The sequence below is a fragment of the Mycobacterium sp. IDUB_3 genome, assembly GCF_055419585.1.
The window spans coordinates 3,304,243-3,322,679 of record NZ_JBVAXZ010000001.1 but is presented as its reverse complement, the minus strand read 5'-3'; the positions used below and the strand labels follow the sequence as shown (position 1 = coordinate 3,322,679).

Below are 18,437 nucleotides of genomic sequence, written 5' to 3'. Positions count from 1 at the left end.
ATACGGTCCAGATATGAATCGAGTGTCGGTGATCACAGGCGGCGCGGGCGGCATGGGCCTGGCCACGGCGAAAATCGTCGGCCGCGACCACACCCTGGTGCTGTGCGACGTCAGGCGGGACCGGCTGGCGGCCGCGACCGCCGCACTGCAGCACCTCGGCATCACCCCCACGGTGGTCAACTGTGATGTCACGGACCGGCAGGCGGTCGCAGATCTGCTGAGGACCGCCAACGGTCTCGGCATGGTTGTCTCCGTCATCCACACCGCCGGGGTCAGCCCGAGCATGGGTGCCGCCGACTACGTCATGCGGACCAACGCGGTCGGCACCGTCAATGTCAACGAGGAGTTCTTCGCCGTCGCCGACGAGGGTGCGGTAATCGTCAACGTGGCGTCGATGGCGGCGCACATTTTGCCCGCGGAAGTCATTCCTGCAGCACAATTTCCACAGGCGTTAGACGACGCGGCCGCCTTCATGGACGCCATGCTGGCGGCGTGCTCCATCGCTCCAGAGGATGCGCGATCCGGTCTCGCATACGCCATCAGCAAGAGCTTCGTGAAGTGGTACAGCCAGTCGCAAGCGGAGCGCTTCAACGCCCGCGGGCTGCGCATCGTCTCGGTCTCACCGGGGTCCATCGACACCGAGATGGGCAGGCTCGAGGAACAGGCCGGCGCGGGCGCGATGGTTGCCAACGCCGCCGTCCCGCGGTGGGGCAAGCCGGAAGAGATGGCCGAGCTGCTCGCCTTCTGCGCCAGCGAGAAAGCCGGATACCTCACCGGCACAGACATTCTCAACGACGGCGGCGTGATCGCCTCGATGACCGAACGTGCCAGGGTGTCCGCCGGCTAGACCAGGTAGTACAGCTCCGCGTGCGGGGCGAGTTCGGGCGCGCTGGTGAACGGCTCTGCGGCCCTGCGCTCCGCCAGCCTGTTGTGGGCGTAGCGCACCGCCTTGAGGGTGGCCGAGAATTCCTCGTCCTCTTCGGGAAAGACCTGCTCGGCCGGGAACCAGCTCTTGAAGCCCACGTTGTTCAAGACGCCTAGCGTGTCGTCGCGCACCCCGGCCAGCAGGACGGTGATGCCGCGCTCGGTCACCTCACGCAAGAAGTGCTCGATGCGCTCGATGCAGACCACGTCGGGGTGGCGCACCCGCTTGAGCCGCAACACCACGAACGTGATCTCACCGTCGGTGATGCGCTGGTTGATCGCCGACAGGTACCGGTCGAGTTCCGGTGCGGCCCCGAAGAACAACTCGCCTTCGAGGTCATAGATGACGATCGAGGGATCCGGCGAGTCACCCGGAATACGCTCGCGGACAACGCGTTCGGGCGTGACGACGAGTTCCCTCGACTTCAGCTTGGCCGCCCGCGGTACGAACAGCAGGATCGACAGGATCACCCCGAGCAGCACCGACTTGTCGAGGTCGACGGCGATGCCGGTGACGGCCGTGACGATCACCAGCCCCGCGTCATAGCGGGACGCCCTGAGCGTGTAGATCAGGCGCTTGAAATCGACCAGGCGGGCGGCAGTGACGAGCAGCAGTCCGGCCAGCGCCGGCTGCGGAACGTAACGGAGCAGCGGGGCGAACAGCAGCAGTGCCGCGGCGACCGTTGCGGCAGAGACGATTCCGGAGAACCGCGTCGCGGCGCCGGACTGGAAGTTGATCGCCGACCTCGACAGCGAGCCGGAGCCGGGCAGGCTTTGGAAGAACCCGCCGGTCAGGTTGGCCAGCCCTTCGGCCATGATCTGGCGGTTGTAGTCGATCTTCTGTTGCGTCTGGTAGGCAATGGCTTTGGCGATCGACAGCGCCTCGATGATGCCTACGAAGGCGATGGCCAGCGCACCCGTCGACAGATGCGGCAGCCACTCCGTGTGGACCTCCGGGACATGCGGGCCGGGCAGGCTGCGCGGGATCTTGGCGGCGACTGACACCGCGGTGTGGCCGCCCGCCCCCGGGGTCGACCACCCGGCGAGGTAGGCGATGAGTGCGGTGATGACGAGCACCGCGAGCATGTCGACCTGTGGCCAGCCGTAGCGTTGCACCAGCTTGCGCAAGACGACGGCCAGGGCCACCGCCGCCGCACTCAATGTCAGTGCGCGGTAGTTGATGTGATCACCGTGGGTGAGCGTGAGCCAGACACGGCGCAGGACCTGCATGTGGCCGTTGCCCTTGTCGCGCACGCCCAGCGCGTTGCCCAGCTGCCCGATGGCGAGCAAAAACGCCGCGGCCGCCATGAAGCCGATGATCACCGACTCGGAAATGTAGCGGGTGAGGTTGCCCAGCTTGAACAGGCTGATCACGATCTGGAACGCGCCCACCAGCACGGCCAGCAGGAAAAGCGCCTCGAACAGTTCCTTGGAGTTCTCCGAGTCGACGAAGGCCAGCGCCGTGAACACCAGCAGCGAGATGGCGCTCGTCGGCCCGTTGATCAGATGCGAGGACGACCCGAATATCGAGGCGACCACGGTCACGACGATCGCCGAGTACACGCCGAATCTCGGGTCCACCCCGGCGATCAGAGCATAGGCCATCGCCTGGGGAAACGATATGGCGGCGACGGTAAGTCCGGCGATCACATCATGCCGGCCCTTCACCAGGTTGTAACTCGCACGCACACCCACGCTGTCGGCGTCTTTCCGCTAAGCGCCCGACACCGCGACGGGCGCCGAGATCGTGTCCAGGATTCCATTGGTGCCGAAGAACTGTTCCCGGGCGTCGCTCCAGTCCTTGGCGATGGCGCTGATCGGGAACAACGTCAGCGGGCGCAGCCGGTCGGCGTGCTCGGCCAGGATCGCCGGCTTGAAGGGCCGATACCCGTGCTGCGCCACGAGTTCCTGGGCGGCGTCGGTGAACAGGTACTCGAGGTAGGCCTTCGCGTGCGCGGCCGCCGCGGGATCGGTCACGTTCGCATCGACCCAGGCGACCGCGGGCTGGGCGAGGATGCTGACCGGCGGGTAGACCAGCTCCAGCTCGTCCCTGTTCGCCGCCACCTCGCGCAGCGCCTCGTTCTCCCACGTCAGTTGGACATCACCGAGCTTGGCCAGCGCGAAACTGTCCCCGGCGCTGCGGGCTCCGGCGTCGGAGACCGCGACATGCTGCAGCAGCGACTTCACATATGCGGCCGCCTGCGCCGGGCTGCCGCCGCGGGTGGTGACCGCGCCCCAGGCCGCCAGCACGCTCAGCTGACCGTTGCCCGACGTCCGTGGGTTGGGTGACACCACGGCCACATCGGGCTTGATCAGGTCGGGCCAGTCGTGAAATCCCCTGGGATTGCCCTTGCGGACGACGAAGACGATGGTCGACGTGTAGGGCACCGAGGCGTTCGGCAGCCGCTGTTGCCAATTGCCGGCGATCAGGCCACGTTTGCTGAGCGTGTCGATGTCGCTGATCAAAGCCAACGACACCACGCTGGCTTTTTGACTGCCATCGAGCACGCTGCGGAGTTGACGTCCCGAGCCGCCGTGAGACTCCTTGATGCTCAGCGTCGTTCCGTTATGCGCGCGATAATCCGCGACGAATCGCTTGTCCAGCGCCGCATACAGCTCACGGGTGGGATCGTAGGACACGTTGAGAATCTCGTTGGAGCCACCCGGGGGAAGGTTCTTCAGCACGATCGCGGTCGTGGCCACGACGATGGCCAAGACGCCCAGGATGCTGAGCCAGGGCAGGCGCAGCGGCAAGCGGGCCGTATCGGGTGACAGCGGTTTCACCACGCCAACCACACCTCCCACCACCGACCATGATGATGTGCCAAACAGCCGCGTGTGGCACCGACCCTTTTAAGAATGTTAACGATCGGGCCACCCGGCGGCAGCCTTGAGAATCAGCCTGAAGATAAATACGCCCACCGTGTTTGGGACACACCGGCATCCTCACGCACCCGGCCATGTGTCCACTCCCGTGCCCGCAGCCGCCAGGTGCGGCGCGCGTACTCCAGCTCGGTATAAGGCCATTGGGTGACGATCCGGCCGGACGGCGATCGGAAGTAGCTGTCGCACTGTGTCCAGATGGTGCGCTCCAGGTCCGCGGAAAGCGCGTCGTTGTAGCGCTTTTCGGCCTCGGGACGCACGTCGAGGTATCCGCCGCGGCGCGCCAGCCGGCTTACCGCGCTGGCGACCAGCCGCGCCCCGGCCTCGAGGATGTAGACGATGGAGTTGCCGCCCTGATTGGTGTTGGGGCCGTAGAGCATGAAGAAGTTCGGGAATCCGCTGACCGCCACCCCCAGGTAGGCGCACGGGTCGTCGCCCCAGTGCTCGTGCAGCGTGCGCCCACCGGCGCCGACGACCTCGATGCCGGACAGGTAGCGAGACGTCTCGAAACCGGTGGCCAACACGATCGCGTCGACGTCGGCTTCCGCGCCCGATGCGGTGATCACCGATGTCGGGCCGACGCGCGCGATGGAGTCCGTGACCAGTTCGACGTTGTCGCGCTGCAAGGCCCGGTAATAGTCGTCGCCCAGCAGCACCCGCTTACAGCGGAACGGATAGTCCGGCGTCAGCGCCCGGCGCAACGGTTCGTGTTCCACGGTGCGGCGCAGGAACGACGCCGCAATCTGCGTGCGCGCCGTCACCACGGGGTCGTCGGCGAAGGTCGCGGTGTTGTCGTGCTGGAACTTCCAGATCTGCCAGCGGGTGCGGCGCACCGCCAGGGGGCTGCGTTTGAATCGGGCCAATTCCGTTGTGCTGTAGGGGCGGTCGTCCTTAGGCACCATCCACGGCGGGGTGCGCTGGAAGACCGTCACGTGCGCCGCGGTCTTCGCCAGCTCGGGTACCAGCTGCACCCCACTGGCGCCGGTGCCGATCACCGCGACAGTCCGACCGCTCAGATCGAGGTCGTGATCCCATGCGGCGGTGTGCAGCACCGGGCCGGTGAAGTCGCGCAGCCCGTCGATGTCGGGGAGCTTGGCGGAACCGAACAGGCCGACCGCACACACGACGACGTCGGCGGTCAGTGTGGCCGACCGCCCGTCGCGCTCCAGCCGGCAATGCCACGCGCCGGCGCGCGGGTCCCACCGGGCGGAGCGGACCGTGGTGTTGAGCATCAGGTGCCGACGCAGGTCGAATTCGTCGGCCACCGATTCCAGGTAGGACAGTATTTCGGGCTGCCGCGCGTAGGTGCGGCTCCAGGATGTGTTGGGGGCAAACGAAAATGAGTACAGGTGGCTCTGGATGTCGCAGGCGGCACCGGGATAGGTGTTGCGCCGCCAGGTGCCGCCGACGCCGTCGGAGCCCTCGATGATCACCAGATCGTCGATGCCCGCGCGGCGCAATGCCACGGCCGCGCCCAGCCCGCCGAACCCGGCACCGATGATGGCCACCTTTGGTCCCCGCCGGCGCCGGGTCGCTGCCCGCACCCGCCCGATGGCGTAGAGCGCCCGGGCTTTTCGGCTTGTCACGGTCCGTCGCCGGCGCGGCGGATCAGCAGGCCCGCCAGCTTCCCGTCGGCCCGCCACTGTTGCAGGATGTCGGCATACTCGGTGGGCGCGCCGAAGAAGAAGCTGCCCTGTCGAGTCTTGTTGTCGGCCTTGCCTTCCCGGTTGTAATAGCCGGGCGTACACGTCTTGGCGCGCTCGGCGCTGGCTGCCGAGCGGGCCACCACCGTGTCGACCCACTCGGCTTCGGCGTCGGGTGCGGCCTCGATTTCGGTGATCCCGTCGGCGAGTGCGGTCGCGATGATCCACGCGACGTGGCCGGCCTGCACGTCGAGCAGGTAGGGGAAGTTCACCGTCAGGCCGGCCTGGGCGATGCTTTCGATGAAGCAGTTCGGGAACTTGGTCGTGCACAGGCCCTGGAAGGTACGCACGCCCTCGCCCCAGTGTCCGGTCAGCGTCACGCCGTCGCGGCCGATCAACTCGAAGCCGGTGCGGCGACAGTAGTCGGTGCCCACCTCGAAACCCGTTGCAAAGATCAGGCAGTCGAGTTCGTAGGGCACGCCGTCCACCACCACGCCGGTTTCGGTGATCCGCTGCACCCCCCGGCCTCGGGTGTCCACCAGGGTGACGTTGTCCCGGTTGAACGTCTGCAGATACTCGTCGTGAAAGCAAGGTCGTTTACAGAAATACCCATACCACGGTTTGAGTGCCTCGGCGGTGGCGGGATCGGTGACGATCGCGGCGACGCGCGCCCGGATCTCGTCCATCTTGGCGAAGTCCGCCAGTTCGATGTCGCGGCCGCGCTGTTCGGGATCGCCGAGGCCGTCTGGATCCTGACGCATGACCGGCAGCTTGCGGGTGATGCTCGTCCAGGCATCGGCGACCAGGTCGTGATCGGCTTGGCCTCCGGCGGTGAGGATCTGAAAGTTTCGTATCCGCTCGCGCTGCCAGCCGGGCTGTAAGGCGTTGGCCCACTGCGGATCCGTCGCGCGGTTGGCCCGCACGTCCACCGAGGACGGAGTGCGCTGAAAGACGTAGAGCCGCTGGGCGGCGGCGGCGAGGTGCGGTACACACTGGATCGCCGTGGCGCCGGTGCCGATGATGCCGACGCGCTTGTCGGCCAGGTTCTCCAGCGCCGGCCCGGTATAGGCATAGTCCCAGCGGCTGGTGTGGAACGCATGCCCGCGGAAAGCACCGAGTCCGTCGATGCCCGGCAGCTTCGGTTTGGCCTGATAACCGTTGGCCATGGACACGAACCTGGCGCGCATCTCGTCGCCTCGGTCGGTGCGGATGATCCACCGCGATTCGGCCGAATCCCAACGGATTTCCCGCACGTCGGTCTGCAGGCAGGCGTCGCGGTAGAGGTCGTAGTGCTCGGCGATCCGCCGGCAATGGGCGAAGATCTCCGGGCCCTTCGCATACTTCTCGGTGGGCGTGTAGCCCAACTCCTCGAGCAGCGGCATGTACACGTACGACTCGACGTCACAAGCGATTCCGGGATAGCGATTCCAGTACCAGGTGCCGCCGACGTCGGCCGCCCGATCGATCAACCGCACGCTTTGGACGCCGAGCTGACGTAGCCGTGCCCCGGTCAACAGCCCGCCGAACCCGGCGCCGACAATGGCCACGTCCACCTCGTCGGTGAGTGGCTCGCGGGCGTGGTCCCCGTTGGTCCACGGGTCGTGGGCGAACCGGGCGAACGCGCCGGTCATCTCGACGTACTGGGCGATACCGTCCGCGCGGATGCGGCGCGCACGTTCTTCGGCGTACTTGCGTCGCAGTGCGTCGACATCAAGCGCCTGGCCAACGGTCTCGGTCACGGCCTCGGGTTCCTCTCCGTGGCCTCGACCCTATAATCAATCGCTTGATCATATCAAGGGCATGGCCGCGCAAATGGCCGTTCACCGGCGGCTATGCCCGCGAAGCCGCGGCGAGCAGGGTGCCGCCGACCAGCTGCCTGGCCGACGCCAGCGCCGCGTGATAGTCCTGGGGCGCCAGCGTGGCCGCCAACTCGGTCAGGCCGTAGATCAGCGCGTAGACCGCCTCGGTAACGCCGCTCCGGTCGGTACCCACGGCGAGCCCGCCCTCGCGGAATGCGTCCTCGACGATCCCGTCGATGATTTCGCGGAACGCCTGAAACCCGCCCGTCGCAGTGGCGTCTACGGCGACCGCGTTTTCCGCCCGGATCACCCACTCGAACGCCGCGAGGTCGGGGTACTCACGCATCAACCGTCCCGATTCGTCGAGGACCGCTTCCAGTCGCGCGATCGCGTCGCCCGGGCGCGCGGCCGCCCGGCGCAGTCGCGGCACCGCGATGTCGGTCCGCGCAGCCACCGCGGCCTTCATCAGTTCGGACTTGTTCGGGAAGTAGTTGTAGAGGCTCGCACTCGTCACGTTCGCGGTGCGGGCGATCTCACGAATCGTCGCGCGGGCGTACCCCGCCGTGGCCACGCACCGCATGGTGGCGGCGATGATCCGCCGGCGGGTCTCCTCGCCGCTGGCACCGACCGGGCGCCCGCGTTGCGCCCGCGTCACGGGTGCTGCCTGCACTGGTCGCATCCTGTCCGTCGGCTGATGGTTCGGAACATATCGAATATAATCGGACGATCAATTTCTCTGGTCTTGGCGCGGAGGTGCGCGGTGCGTGACCCACGGACCCGAGGCGCGGGATGACCGTCACTCGGCCGCAATTGGGCCGGCCGGTGGGCGCCGATGCCGAGCGGACCCGGGCGCGGATCATCAGCGCGGCGATGCGCTGTGTGGCCGAGGCGGGCCACACCCGCGCCACGATTCGTGAGATCGCCCGCGCCGCAGACATGACCAGCGGCAGCTTGTATCACTACTTTGCGAACAAGTCCGAGTTGCTCGAGGCCACCGTCGGTGAGATGGACCGGATCGCACTCCCCCGGCTGCGGGCCGCCGCCGCGCAGGCCGACACCGTCGTCGATCGGCTCGCCGCTGTGCTCGACGAGTCAAGCCGGTTGATGCGCGACTATCCCGATCTGGCCGCCTTCGAGCGCGCGATGCGCGTGATCGGCCACGAACATGGCAACCGGTTGCAGCACCCCGGACCGAAAGCATTGCGCGACACCATCGCTGAGGTCATCGGGGACGCCCGAGCGCAGGGCGCGTTGCCTGAGGGCACCGATCCGCGTGCCGCGGTGAATGCGATCCATGCACTGGCCCGCGGTCTGACGGAACGGGCGGCCAGCCTGCACCCGAATGCTTACGCCGCGACGCTCGATTCGGCCAAGGGACTACTGCGGGGAACGCTCTTTGCCGACGGCCGTCAGTGAATCGCCCAACGTCCACAATGCGACGCCGAGCAAGACCAGATCCTTGAGCAGAAATTGGCCCGGCAGCGCCGAGAGCACCGGAAGGCCGTGGGTGTACGTCATCACTACGCCGGGGGTGGTGAACAGAAAACTCAGCGTGCCCAAGAACATCACCACCGCTAGCGCGCTGCCCACAGCCGAGACCAGCGGCCACAGCGGCCGCAGCGCGATGAGAAGGCCGGCAACGATTTCCATCGTTCCGAGTGCGCGCGCGACGAAGGTGAAGCTGAAGATGTCGTAGACCCAACTCATCAGTGGACTGTGCTGAATCAGCACGCGGGATTCCATTTTCACGTACTTGCCAACTCCGATCCATGCCAGGACGATCACCAGGCCGTAGCGGCTGACGTGGTGGCCCCACCGGGTCAGCGTGGGCGCCGTCGCTGGAGCAAGGGTGTGATCGATCATCGGGCGAAGTCCTTTCGGGGGCACAAACGCGGGCATCCACCCAACCCACGGTTCAGGCCGCGCTCGCGTTCACTTCCGCAACCGCTCGAGGCCCGCGACGATGAGCCCCAACCCGAAAGTGAATTCGTCGGCCAACGGCACGGGCAGATCGTCGGCGACGGTGACCGTCGCGGGAAAGCGGGACGGATCCAGACGGTGAAACGCCGCGGAGAGTTCGGCGTCTCGTTCACCATCGCCCGCCGCGCCGGACAGCTGTACCGCAAAGCCCAGGACGTAGCGGGCCAGCGTCGCATACGCGTGGGCCGCCACCGCCGGCGGAAAGCCGTTGTCCAGCAAGACCGCCAGGCAGCGCTCACGGTTAGCCAACGCATTCGGCCCCATCGGGGTGTATTCGATCAACAGGGGTGCGACATTGCCGTGCCGGCTCAGCGCGTCAAACATGTGCTGCGCGAACAAGGTACAGGCCTCTTGCCACGGCAATGCGGCGAGCGCTTTCGCGTCGAGGTCGACCTCCCCGAGGATGTGGTCGATCACCAGGGAGACCAGTTGTGACCGGTTGGAGAAGTGGCGGTACAGCGTCGCCGTTCCCGACTCCAGGCGCTGCGCCAGCGAGCGCATCGACAGTGCCTCGGGCCCCTGCTCGTCGACGATCGCGACGGCCGCGGCCAGGATGCGGTCCACCGGCAGGGCCGGGCGGCCGCGGGAACGGCGCTGTGGCCGGTTGATGTCGCTCACATCACTCACCGTGGCGCTCCCGCCGCTTGACAACCCCGTACATTACGGAGACACTGTATCCATAAATATTGGATCGATCAACAACCTTGACAGCAAGGAACATTCGTCATGCTCCTCCCCTTGGCGGCAGAGCCCTTCACCGCCCCCACCGACCGCGACATGCTGCCCTCCGAACGGCGCGAGTTCGTGCGCACGCATCGCACCTGCGTGTTCGGCTACCGCCGCCGGAACGACGGCCCGGCGATGTCGATCGTGTACTACATCCCCACCGACACAGGCGAATTGCTGGTCTCCACCATGGCCGGCCGCGGCAAGGCCCGCATCGTCGAACGCGATCCCAAGGTGAGCCTGTGCGTCCTCGACGAGCGCTGGCCGTTCGCCTATCTGCAGGTCTACGCCGACGCCATCATCGACCACGACCGGGATCTGGCGGTCGACGTGATGATGGCCGTCGGCGGCCGGATGTCCGGCCAACCACTCGGCGACGAGGCCCGCCCGCACATCCGGGACATGTGCGAACGCGAGAACCGCGTCGTCATCCGCTGCCGGCCCTACTCCACCTTCGCAACACCGCCACGCCATCTGCACCGCAACGACCAGGCCAACGAACTCAGCCACTGGGTGTCCGGCGTGATGCCTTGGGACGCAGCCGATCCGACGGCGGGCTGATCACCCCGCGTAGCGGTCGCGCAGCTTGCTCAGCGTCGCTTCGATGCCCGTCGCGTTCGCCTTTGCGAAGCCCATCCGCTCGTAGTAGTTCAGCTTGTTCTTCAGCGCACCGGCATCGCGGTAGTCAAACGTCTCGGTGACCTGGGTCAGCGTCGGCGACAGCTTCTCGAATTCCCACCGCCAGCGGTGACCCAACGGGTGGCGCCATTCGATGAGTTCGTTTTGCGTCAGTTCGGTGATCGTGCTGGTGATCCGGTACGGAAGCCCGAACATCTTCATGTGCGTCGAAAACTTCGAGCCCTCAACCAGTTGTTCCGGCACGGTGATGTTGTCGCGCACGGTGCCCGACCCGTCCAGCTCGTGGTGACGGCGTGGATCGGCCACCAGGGCGAACAGCTCCGCGGCCGGGGCGGCCACCTCGACCCTGCGGCTCACCTGGCGGGGCCCCCGGTCGACGACAGTGACGGTCATGATGTCTCCTTCCGCTACCGGCAGCGTAATCCGGTCTAGTTCTGCGGATCCGGGATGTTGGGATCCCACACGTTGCAGCAGGGCTTTCTGATCTGGTACATCGGCGGCGGATCGCACCTGCGGCAATAGGCCGCTCCGCCCAGCAGGCAGAATGGTGTGGTCAAGACTGCCGGGGGATCGAGAAGGAGCGGCATGCCCACCAGCGAATATCGGGTGAGCGGAATGAGCTGCGGCCACTGCGAGGCCGCGGTCCGTAGCGAGGTGGCCCAGATCCCGGGCATCGACCACGTGACGGTCAGCGCCGCCACGGGCAAGCTCGTCGTCACCAGTGCACAGCCCGTCGACGCGGACGCCGTCCTCGGCGCCGTCGACGAGGCCGGCTATGAGGCCGTCTTGGTCGCATGAGCACGCCCCCGCGGCAGATCGACGAGGGCACCCTCCCCGATTACCCGGCATCGCCCCGGATCGCGCTGGAGATCACCGGGATGACCTGCGCCTCCTGCGCGGCCCGGATCGAGAAGAAACTGAACAAGCTCGACGGCGTTGCCGCGACGGTCAACTACGCCACCGAGAAAGCCGCCGTGACGGCCCCCGCCGGTTACGACGCGCAGATTCTCATCGGCGAGGTCGAAAAGGCCGGTTACCGGGCCACCCTTGCGCAGTGCTCGCCGCAGCCCGCGCCGGACGCGGCGACGCCGGACGACCCCGGACTGACCTCGCTGCGCCGGCGTCTGGTCACCGCGGTCGTGCTGGCCGGCCCGGTCATCGCCATGGCCATGGTCCCCGCCCTGCAATTCCCCTACTGGCACTGGCTTTCGCTGGCCCTGACCACACCGGTCGTCGTGTGGTGCGGCCAGCCGTTCCACGCGGCCGCTTGGACGAACCTCAAACACGGCGTGGCCACCATGGACACCCTGGTCTCGCTCGGGACGCTGGCGGCGTTCCTGTGGTCCGTCTACGCCCTGGTTCTCGGGACGGCGGGCCAGCCGGGCATGCAGCACCACTTCGAGCTGACCGTCGGGCGCGACGGCGCCCCGTGCCACGTCTACTTCGAAGTCGCCGCGGGCGTGACCCTGTTCGTCCTCGCCGGGCGCTTTTTCGAAAGGCGGTCCAAGCGCACGGCCGGCGCCGCGCTGCGCGCGCTGCTGACGCTGGGCGCTAAGGACGTGGCGGTGCTGCGCGAAGGCAGCGAATTCCGCGTCCCGATCGAACGGCTCGCGGTCGGCGACGAGTTCGTCGTGCGCCCCGGCGAACGGATCGCCACCGACGGGATCGTCGTCGCGGGTTCCTCGGCCGTGGACACCTCCATGCTGACCGGCGAGTCCGTCCCGGTCGAGGTCGGCGAGGGTGACGTCGTCACCGGCGCCACCGTCAACGCGGGTGGTCGGCTCGTGGTCCGGGCCACCGGGGTCGGAGACGACACCCAGCTCGCGCAGATGGCCAGGCTCGTCGAGCGGGCGCAATCCGGCAAGGCCCGCGTGCAGCGCCTCGCCGACCGCGTCTCGGGGGTGTTCGTACCCGTGGTCATGGCGCTGGCGGTGGCGACGCTGGCCGGCTGGCTCGCGGCGGGCTACTCGCTCACCACCGCCCTGACGGCCGGCGTCGCGGTGCTCATCATCGCCTGCCCGTGCGCGCTGGGGCTGGCGACTCCGACCGCCCTGCTGGTCGGCACCGGCCGCGCCGCTCAGCTGGGCGTGCTCATCAACGGGCCCGAGGTGCTGGAGTCGACCCGCGACGTCGACACGATCGTGCTGGACAAGACCGGCACCGTCACTACCGGCAAGATGACTTTGGTCGACGCGATCGTCGCGGCCGGGACCGACCGCGCCACGCTGTTGCGTTATGCCGGCGCCCTGGAAGACGCCTCCGAGCATCCGGTCGCGCGCGCCATCGCCCGGGCCGCCACGGCACAACTTGGCGCGCTCCCGGCACCCGCCGACTTCACCGGGGTGAACGGCGAGGGTGTGCGGGGCACGGTCGACGGTCGCGCCGTCGTCGTCGGGCGCGAGAGCCTGCTGACCGACTGCGGAATCCGCCTCGACGCGGACCTGTCGGCGGCCAAAACCCGCGCCGAGGGCGAGGGCAAGACCGCCGTCGCCGTCGGCTGGGACGGTCTGGCCCGGGGCATCCTGGTAGTCGCCGACACCGTCAAACCCTCCAGCGCCGAGGCGGTGCGGCAGTTCATCGGGCTGGGCCTGACCCCGGTGCTGCTGACCGGCGACAACGCAGGCGTCGCCGCCCATATCGCCGGCGAACTCGGCATCGCGGAGGTCATCGCCGACGCGACGCCCGCGGACAAGGTCGCCGCCGTCAAACGCCTGCAATCCGAGGGCAAGGCGGTCGCCATGGTCGGTGACGGCGTCAACGACGCCGCGGCGCTGGCGGCCGCCGACCTGGGCCTGGCCATGGGCACCGGCACCGACGTCGCAATCCAGGCCGCCGACCTCACGGTGATCCGAGGCGACCTGCGTGCCGCCGTCGACGCGATCCGGCTGTCCCGGCGAACCCTGGCCACCATCAAGACCAACCTGCTGTGGGCCTTCGGATACAACCTTGCCGCGATCCCCCTGGCGGCGAACGGCATGCTCAACCCGATGTTCGCCGGCGCCGCGATGGCAGCCTCCAGCCTTCTCGTCGTTGGTAACAGCCTGCGACTGCGCTCGTTCACCAGCGTCATCGGCGGCGCATGAGCGGTGGACCCGGGACCACGCACATCTGGTCGGCCCACACGCAGAAACGGTCGGCTGACGGGCCACGTTCATATGGGATAGTTGGTCCGGCCGCGCCTTCGGTGACCCCGACCGGCCCTTCGATACTCACCTCACCCGCCCGCAGCGATCGATCTAGCAAAGGTCACGACCGTTGGAGCAGTTCTTCGGACAACTGTCCCTGTTGCACGGCTGGTTTCCGCCGGCCGTGCAGGGCCTGGCGCTGCTCGTGCTGCTCGTCGCGATTCAATGGCGCACACGAAGCTGGCTCAAGCGGGTGCTGCCGGTCGCGCTGATCGCGGCCGTCGCGGTGACCCTGCTGGCCCGGTGGTACATCACCTCGCTCGGGGTCGCCGGCGACCCGGCACCGACGACGCTGTGGCTCTGGATCGCGATGAGCGGCCTGGCCGCCGCGGTCCTCCTGGTTGGGTGGCGTGGGATCCGCTGGTGGCGACGCGGGATTGCGGTGCTGGCGATACCGCTGTGTGTTCTGTGCGCGGGCATGGCGCTGAACGGCTGGGTGGGTTACTTCCCCACCGCGCTCGCCGCGTGGAATCAGCTGACGTCCGTGCCGCTGCCCGACCAGATCGACCGGCTGCGGGTGACCGAGATGCAGGTCGCCGGGACCAAGCCGACCAAGGGCGTGGTGGTACCGGTGGACATCGACGACAACGGTTCGCACTTCGCGCACCGCCGGGAATTGGTCTACCTGCCGCCCGCATGGTTCAACACCAATCCGCCGCCTCGGCTGCCGGCGGTCATGATGATCAGCTCCGCTTTCAACACCCCGGCCGACTGGCTGGGCCCCGGCGGCGCGTTCACCGCGATCGACAACTTCGCCGCCGCACACCACGGCTTCTCCCCGGTGCTGGTGTTCGTCGATCCGACCGGTTCCTTCGACAACGACACCGAGTGCGTCAACGGCACCCGCGGCAACGCCGCCGACCATCTGACGAAGGACATCGAGCCCTTCATGGTGTCGAACTTCGGCGTCAGCGCCGACCGGGCCAACTGGGGCGTCGCCGGATGGTCGATGGGCGGGACCTGCGCCGTGACCCTGGCCGTCATGCACCCCGAGCTGTTCAGCGCGTTCGTGGACATCGCGGGTGACCGCGGGCCCAACGGCGGCTCCAAGGATCAAACCATCGCCCGGTTGTTCGGCGGCAATCACGACGCCTGGGCCGCCTTCGACCCGGTCACCGTCATGACGAAGCACGGCCATTACGACGGCCTGTCGGGTTGGTTCGACGTGCCCGGCTCGGACGGGGCGCACAACGTCGCGCAGGAGGGCAATCCGGCCCTGATCGCGTCCAGCAGCGACCCCGCCGCCAACCCCGAGGGCCAGGACGTCGCGGCGAACTCGCTGTGCGCCGTCGGCGCCACCAACGGCATCGCCTGCGCGGTGGTCGCCCAGCCGGGCAAACACGACTGGCCGTTCGCCGCCGAGGCGTTTGCCACGGCGCTACCCTGGCTGGCCTCGACGCTCGGTACGCCCGATACCGAACCGGTCCAGCTGCCGCAACGGGCCGCCGGCGAACCGCGTTAATTTCCCCTGGTCGGCTCGCGTTCACCGACGATAACCGGAGTCGGCGAAATTCACAGCTGACCCTCCCGTAACGCAGCCGACATATGGGCAGCGCGAATGGTACGGTTCGCTGCTGTGGCATCGATGTTTTGCACCCACGGCGGTTCCCATGCGGACCCGCTAGTTGCGCAGCACGCCACAATAAATGGGCGAATACCCGGGCCGAATTCGCCATTTCTGCTATCGCGTGATGATTTGTTCGACGCCCTCGCTTGTCAGCTATGAACCGTCGTCAATTCCTCGGATCGCTTGCCGCGTCGGTCGTGGCCGGCGTGGGCGCGGCCCGGCTCATCGTCGATCCGCAGCCCCGCACGTTCGCCCAAACCCCGGCGGCCGACATACCGACCTCCGGCCCGACCGCCCCGCAGGCCCTGCTGCCGCCCCCGCCACCGAGCGCCCGCATCCCGCTGCCCGGCGGCGGTGCCCTGATGAAGATCCCCGGCGACGGCGATCTGCTCGCGCTGACCGTCGACGACGGCGTCAACAGCGAGGTGGTGCGGGCCTATACGCAGTTCGCCAAGGACACCGACATCCGGCTGACCTATTTCGTCAACGGGATCTACGACTCGTGGACCGAGAACCTGGACATGCTGCGGCCGTTGGTGGACAGCGGGCAAATTCAGCTCGGCAACCACACCTGGTCACACCCGGACATGACCACGCTGTCGAAAGAGCAAGTCGCCGAACAGCTCTCACGCAATGATGTGTTTCTGAAGAACAAGTACGGGATCGGCGCGAAACCGTATTGGCGGCCGCCGTACGCGAAGCGCAACGCCGCCGTCGACGCGGTGGCCGCCGACCTCGGTTACAAGGTCCCGACTTTGTGGTCGGGATCGCTGTCGGACTCGACCTTGATCACCGAGGAGTACATCGTGCAGATGGCCGATCAGTACTTCACACCGCAGTCCATCGTGATCGGGCACCTCAATCATCTGCCGGTGACGCATGTCTATCCGCAACTCATCGACATCATCCGTGACCGGAACCTTCGTACCGTCACGCTCAACGACGTGTTCCTCAAGACGCCGTAGCGCCCGGCTAGTCAACCGATTTCGGCGTCGCCCCGGCCTATTCCGGCGCCGACGACGGCCCTGGACGCCACGGACGCCATCTGGCAATTCTTCAGCCAGAAACAGCGGTAGGTTCAAAACCAATCTCTAAAAATTTAGAGATTGCTCTTCCGCTGGCGACCCCGCGATTGTTACCGTTCCGTAATGCGTCGGGCCGGGGGAGTTCTCGCAGCACTGCTGATGACTGTTTCCGCACTCGTGGGGGTCGCAAATGCGCGGGCCGACGGCGGGGACGAACCGCAGTATGCGGACTTCTACCTGCCGCCGGATCCCCTGCCGCCCGGCCAGCCCGGCGACCTGATCCGCACCGAGCCGTCGCGGCTGGTGCTGGAGCCCTCCGGCCAGTTGGGCGCGATCATGGCCACCGGCACTCGGATCATGTACCGCAGCACCGATACCCGGGGCAACCCGATCGCGGTCACCGGCACCTACTTCGAGCCCTACAACGACTGGCCCGGCGGTGGACCTCGGCCGTTGATCAGCTACGCGCCTGGCACCCAGGGCCAGGGCAATCAGTGCGCCCCGTCGCGAATGTTCAACCAGGGCATCCACTATTCGGGTGGCTGGGACATCATGTTCAACTACGAGGAGCTCTTCGTCGCCACCATGGTCGCCCGTGGCTTTGCCATCGTGATGACCGATTATCAGGGCCTGGGCACCCCGTCGATGCACACCTACGTGGGCCGGGTGGCCGAGGGCCAGGCCGTGCTCGATGCCGCCCGCGCCGCCATGCGCCTGCCCGGAACGTCGTTGGATCCGCATGGGCCGGTGGCCTTTTGGGGCTACTCACAGGGGGGTGGCGCTTCGGCGTCGGCCGCCGAACTCGCCTCGCAGTATGCCCCCGACCTTCATATCGTGGGCACTTACGCCGGGGCGCCGCCGGCCGACCTCAAAGAGCTGTTCCCCTACGCCGACGGCAGCGTCCTGGTCGGTGTCGTCGGATACGCGCTCAACAGCGTGATGGCCGCCTACCCGGAGTTCGCCGATACCATCCGCTCCAAGATGACGCCGCGCGGCCTGGCGATGCTGGAGTCGGTATCGCGCCAGTGTGTGGGACAGACCCTGCTGGACTTCATGTTTCGTCACCTGCAGCCGTACTTCACCGAAGACATCTACAAATTGGTCAACGAGGAGCCGTTCAACACCCTGTTCGATGCGCAGCGGATCGGCCGCTTCAAGCCCAGTGCACCGGTGCTGATCGACAGCAACCGCTACGACCCGCTGGTGCCCTGGACCGCGGCCAATCAGCTGGGCCGCGACTGGTGCGCCCAGGGCGCCGACGTGGAATTCCGCACCAACGAAGAGCCGCCCTTCCTCAACAAGCTCGTCATCAACCACGCGCTGCCAATGCTGGTCGACGGTGAACCGGCCATGCAATGGATCGCCGCCCGCTTCAACGGCGTGCCCACCGCACCGAACTGTGGCCAGTTCTAAACTCGGGGTATCGCTGCACGTAGAAAGCACAACGCGGCGGAGCGGCGCCGTCAGCTCGCCGACGCCGCGATCGAACTGCTGGGCGGCAACGGGGTGCACGGCGTCAGTCACCCGAAAGTCGACGAGCACGCCGGCGTGCCCCCCGGCACCACGTCGTTCTACTTTCGGACCCGCAAGGCGCTGATGCACGCCATCGCGACGCGGCTGGCCGAACTCGACGTCGCCGACTTCTCGATGATGGCCGAACTCGCCGAGGACAACGCCACCCAGTTCGCCGGTACCGCGGGTCTGGCCCGCATCGTCATGTACGTGAACAGCGAACCATGGCTGACGCGCGCCAAGGCCCGCTATGAACTCGCGCTGCTCGCCGGCCGGGACCCGGAACTGGCCGCGGCCCTCAACGACTCCGCTGACCGCCTCTACGCGTTGGCGCGCAACGTCGTGACCCAGTGGCATCCCGATGGCAGCGCCCCGGATCCGGCGTTGGTCGACGACCAGGCGATCGCCACGCTCGCGTTCATCAACGGCATCATGCTGACCTTCGTCGCGGGCCAGCCGGCCGTCGACGATGCCGAGCACCTGGACCGGCTGATCCAGGGCGTCATCGCGGGCGTCGCAGACGTTCGCGACGACTGACGGCGTTAGTGCGACAC

17 protein-coding genes are annotated in these 18,437 nt (G+C 67.3%); 9 read left to right on the top strand and 8 right to left on the bottom strand.

The features are described from left to right. The first annotated feature begins 13 nt into the window (after window positions 1–13). The gene (locus ACZYVJ_RS15385) at window positions 14–847 is read left to right on the top strand and encodes an SDR family oxidoreductase (RefSeq protein ID WP_463831809.1); all 834 of its coding nucleotides are present in this window, start codon (window positions 14–16) and stop codon (window positions 845–847) included. Here ACZYVJ_RS15385 and ACZYVJ_RS15380 read toward each other — a convergent pair. The 5 genes from ACZYVJ_RS15380 to ACZYVJ_RS15360 all read right to left on the bottom strand — a co-directional run bounded on the left by ACZYVJ_RS15380 (window position 844) and on the right by ACZYVJ_RS15360 (window position 7,904). Next, window positions 844–2,619, bottom strand: a complete 1,776-nt coding sequence (locus tag ACZYVJ_RS15380) for a SulP family inorganic anion transporter (RefSeq protein ID WP_463831808.1) — start codon at window positions 2,617–2,619, stop codon at window positions 844–846. The genes ACZYVJ_RS15385 and ACZYVJ_RS15380 overlap by 4 nt on opposite strands. Before the next feature lie 18 nt (window positions 2,620–2,637). Next, entirely contained in the window at window positions 2,638–3,711 is a 1,074-nt protein-coding gene (locus ACZYVJ_RS15375; protein ID WP_463831807.1) for a sulfate ABC transporter substrate-binding protein, read from the bottom strand. 110 nt (window positions 3,712–3,821) lie between these two features. After that, complete coding sequence (locus ACZYVJ_RS15370) at window positions 3,822–5,393, bottom strand: flavin-containing monooxygenase (protein ID WP_463831806.1); 1,572 nt, start codon at window positions 5,391–5,393, stop codon at window positions 3,822–3,824. Next, window positions 5,390–7,189 carry a flavin-containing monooxygenase gene (locus ACZYVJ_RS15365; RefSeq protein ID WP_463831805.1) on the bottom strand — a complete coding sequence of 600 codons (1,800 nt, stop codon included), beginning with the start codon at window positions 7,187–7,189 and terminating at the stop codon, window positions 5,390–5,392. The genes ACZYVJ_RS15370 and ACZYVJ_RS15365 overlap by 4 nt, the downstream gene beginning before the upstream one ends. A 91-nt stretch (window positions 7,190–7,280) precedes the next feature. Beyond that, window positions 7,281–7,904 carry a TetR/AcrR family transcriptional regulator gene (locus ACZYVJ_RS15360; protein WP_463833006.1) on the bottom strand — a complete coding sequence of 208 codons (624 nt, stop codon included), beginning with the start codon at window positions 7,902–7,904 and terminating at the stop codon, window positions 7,281–7,283. A 134-nt stretch (window positions 7,905–8,038) separates the two neighbouring features. On the opposite strand from ACZYVJ_RS15360, the gene ACZYVJ_RS15355 reads away from it, so the two are divergent. Further along, window positions 8,039–8,665: a TetR/AcrR family transcriptional regulator gene (locus tag ACZYVJ_RS15355; protein WP_463831804.1), complete on the top strand. Its 627-nt coding sequence runs from the start codon at window positions 8,039–8,041 to the stop codon at window positions 8,663–8,665. On the opposite strand, the gene ACZYVJ_RS15350 is transcribed toward ACZYVJ_RS15355, so the two are convergent. Continuing rightward, window positions 8,627–9,112, bottom strand: a complete 486-nt coding sequence (locus ACZYVJ_RS15350) for a YkgB family protein (protein ID WP_463831803.1) — start codon at window positions 9,110–9,112, stop codon at window positions 8,627–8,629. The two genes, ACZYVJ_RS15355 and ACZYVJ_RS15350, sit on opposite strands and share 39 nt — an antisense overlap. Window positions 9,113–9,181: 69 nt before the next feature. Then, on the bottom strand, window positions 9,182–9,793 hold the full coding sequence (locus ACZYVJ_RS15345; protein WP_463833005.1) for a TetR/AcrR family transcriptional regulator: 612 nt from the start codon (window positions 9,791–9,793) through the stop codon (window positions 9,182–9,184). A gap of 162 nt (window positions 9,794–9,955) precedes the next feature. On the opposite strand from ACZYVJ_RS15345, the gene ACZYVJ_RS15340 reads away from it, so the two are divergent. Beyond that, window positions 9,956–10,516: a pyridoxamine 5'-phosphate oxidase family protein gene (locus ACZYVJ_RS15340; RefSeq protein WP_463831802.1), complete on the top strand. Its 561-nt coding sequence runs from the start codon at window positions 9,956–9,958 to the stop codon at window positions 10,514–10,516. Here the strand turns inward: ACZYVJ_RS15340 and ACZYVJ_RS15335 are convergent, their stop codons facing one another. Then, entirely contained in the window at window positions 10,517–10,987 is a 471-nt protein-coding gene (locus ACZYVJ_RS15335; protein ID WP_463831801.1) for an SRPBCC family protein, read from the bottom strand. It lies immediately after the preceding gene. 192 nt (window positions 10,988–11,179) lie between these two features. Between ACZYVJ_RS15335 and ACZYVJ_RS15330 the strand changes: the two genes are divergently transcribed. The 6 genes from ACZYVJ_RS15330 to ACZYVJ_RS15305 all read left to right on the top strand — a co-directional run bounded on the left by ACZYVJ_RS15330 (window position 11,180) and on the right by ACZYVJ_RS15305 (window position 18,420). Continuing rightward, entirely contained in the window at window positions 11,180–11,392 is a 213-nt protein-coding gene (locus tag ACZYVJ_RS15330; protein WP_463831800.1) for a heavy-metal-associated domain-containing protein, read from the top strand. Beyond that, window positions 11,389–13,677: a heavy metal translocating P-type ATPase gene (locus tag ACZYVJ_RS15325; protein WP_463831799.1), complete on the top strand. Its 2,289-nt coding sequence runs from the start codon at window positions 11,389–11,391 to the stop codon at window positions 13,675–13,677. Before ACZYVJ_RS15330 ends, ACZYVJ_RS15325 begins: the two co-directional genes overlap by 4 nt. A gap of 172 nt (window positions 13,678–13,849) precedes the next feature. Further along, window positions 13,850–15,241: an alpha/beta hydrolase gene (locus tag ACZYVJ_RS15320; RefSeq protein WP_463831798.1), complete on the top strand. Its 1,392-nt coding sequence runs from the start codon at window positions 13,850–13,852 to the stop codon at window positions 15,239–15,241. Between the two features lie 260 nt (window positions 15,242–15,501). After that, window positions 15,502–16,311: a polysaccharide deacetylase family protein gene (locus ACZYVJ_RS15315; RefSeq protein ID WP_463831797.1), complete on the top strand. Its 810-nt coding sequence runs from the start codon at window positions 15,502–15,504 to the stop codon at window positions 16,309–16,311. A gap of 183 nt (window positions 16,312–16,494) precedes the next feature. Continuing rightward, window positions 16,495–17,784, top strand: coding sequence for a lipase family protein (locus tag ACZYVJ_RS15310; RefSeq protein ID WP_463831796.1), 1,290 nt, complete (start codon window positions 16,495–16,497; stop codon window positions 17,782–17,784). Between the two features lie 9 nt (window positions 17,785–17,793). Beyond that, the gene (locus ACZYVJ_RS15305; RefSeq protein ID WP_463833004.1) at window positions 17,794–18,420 is read left to right on the top strand and encodes a TetR/AcrR family transcriptional regulator; all 627 of its coding nucleotides are present in this window, start codon (window positions 17,794–17,796) and stop codon (window positions 18,418–18,420) included. Window positions 18,421–18,437: the final 17 nt, after the last annotated feature.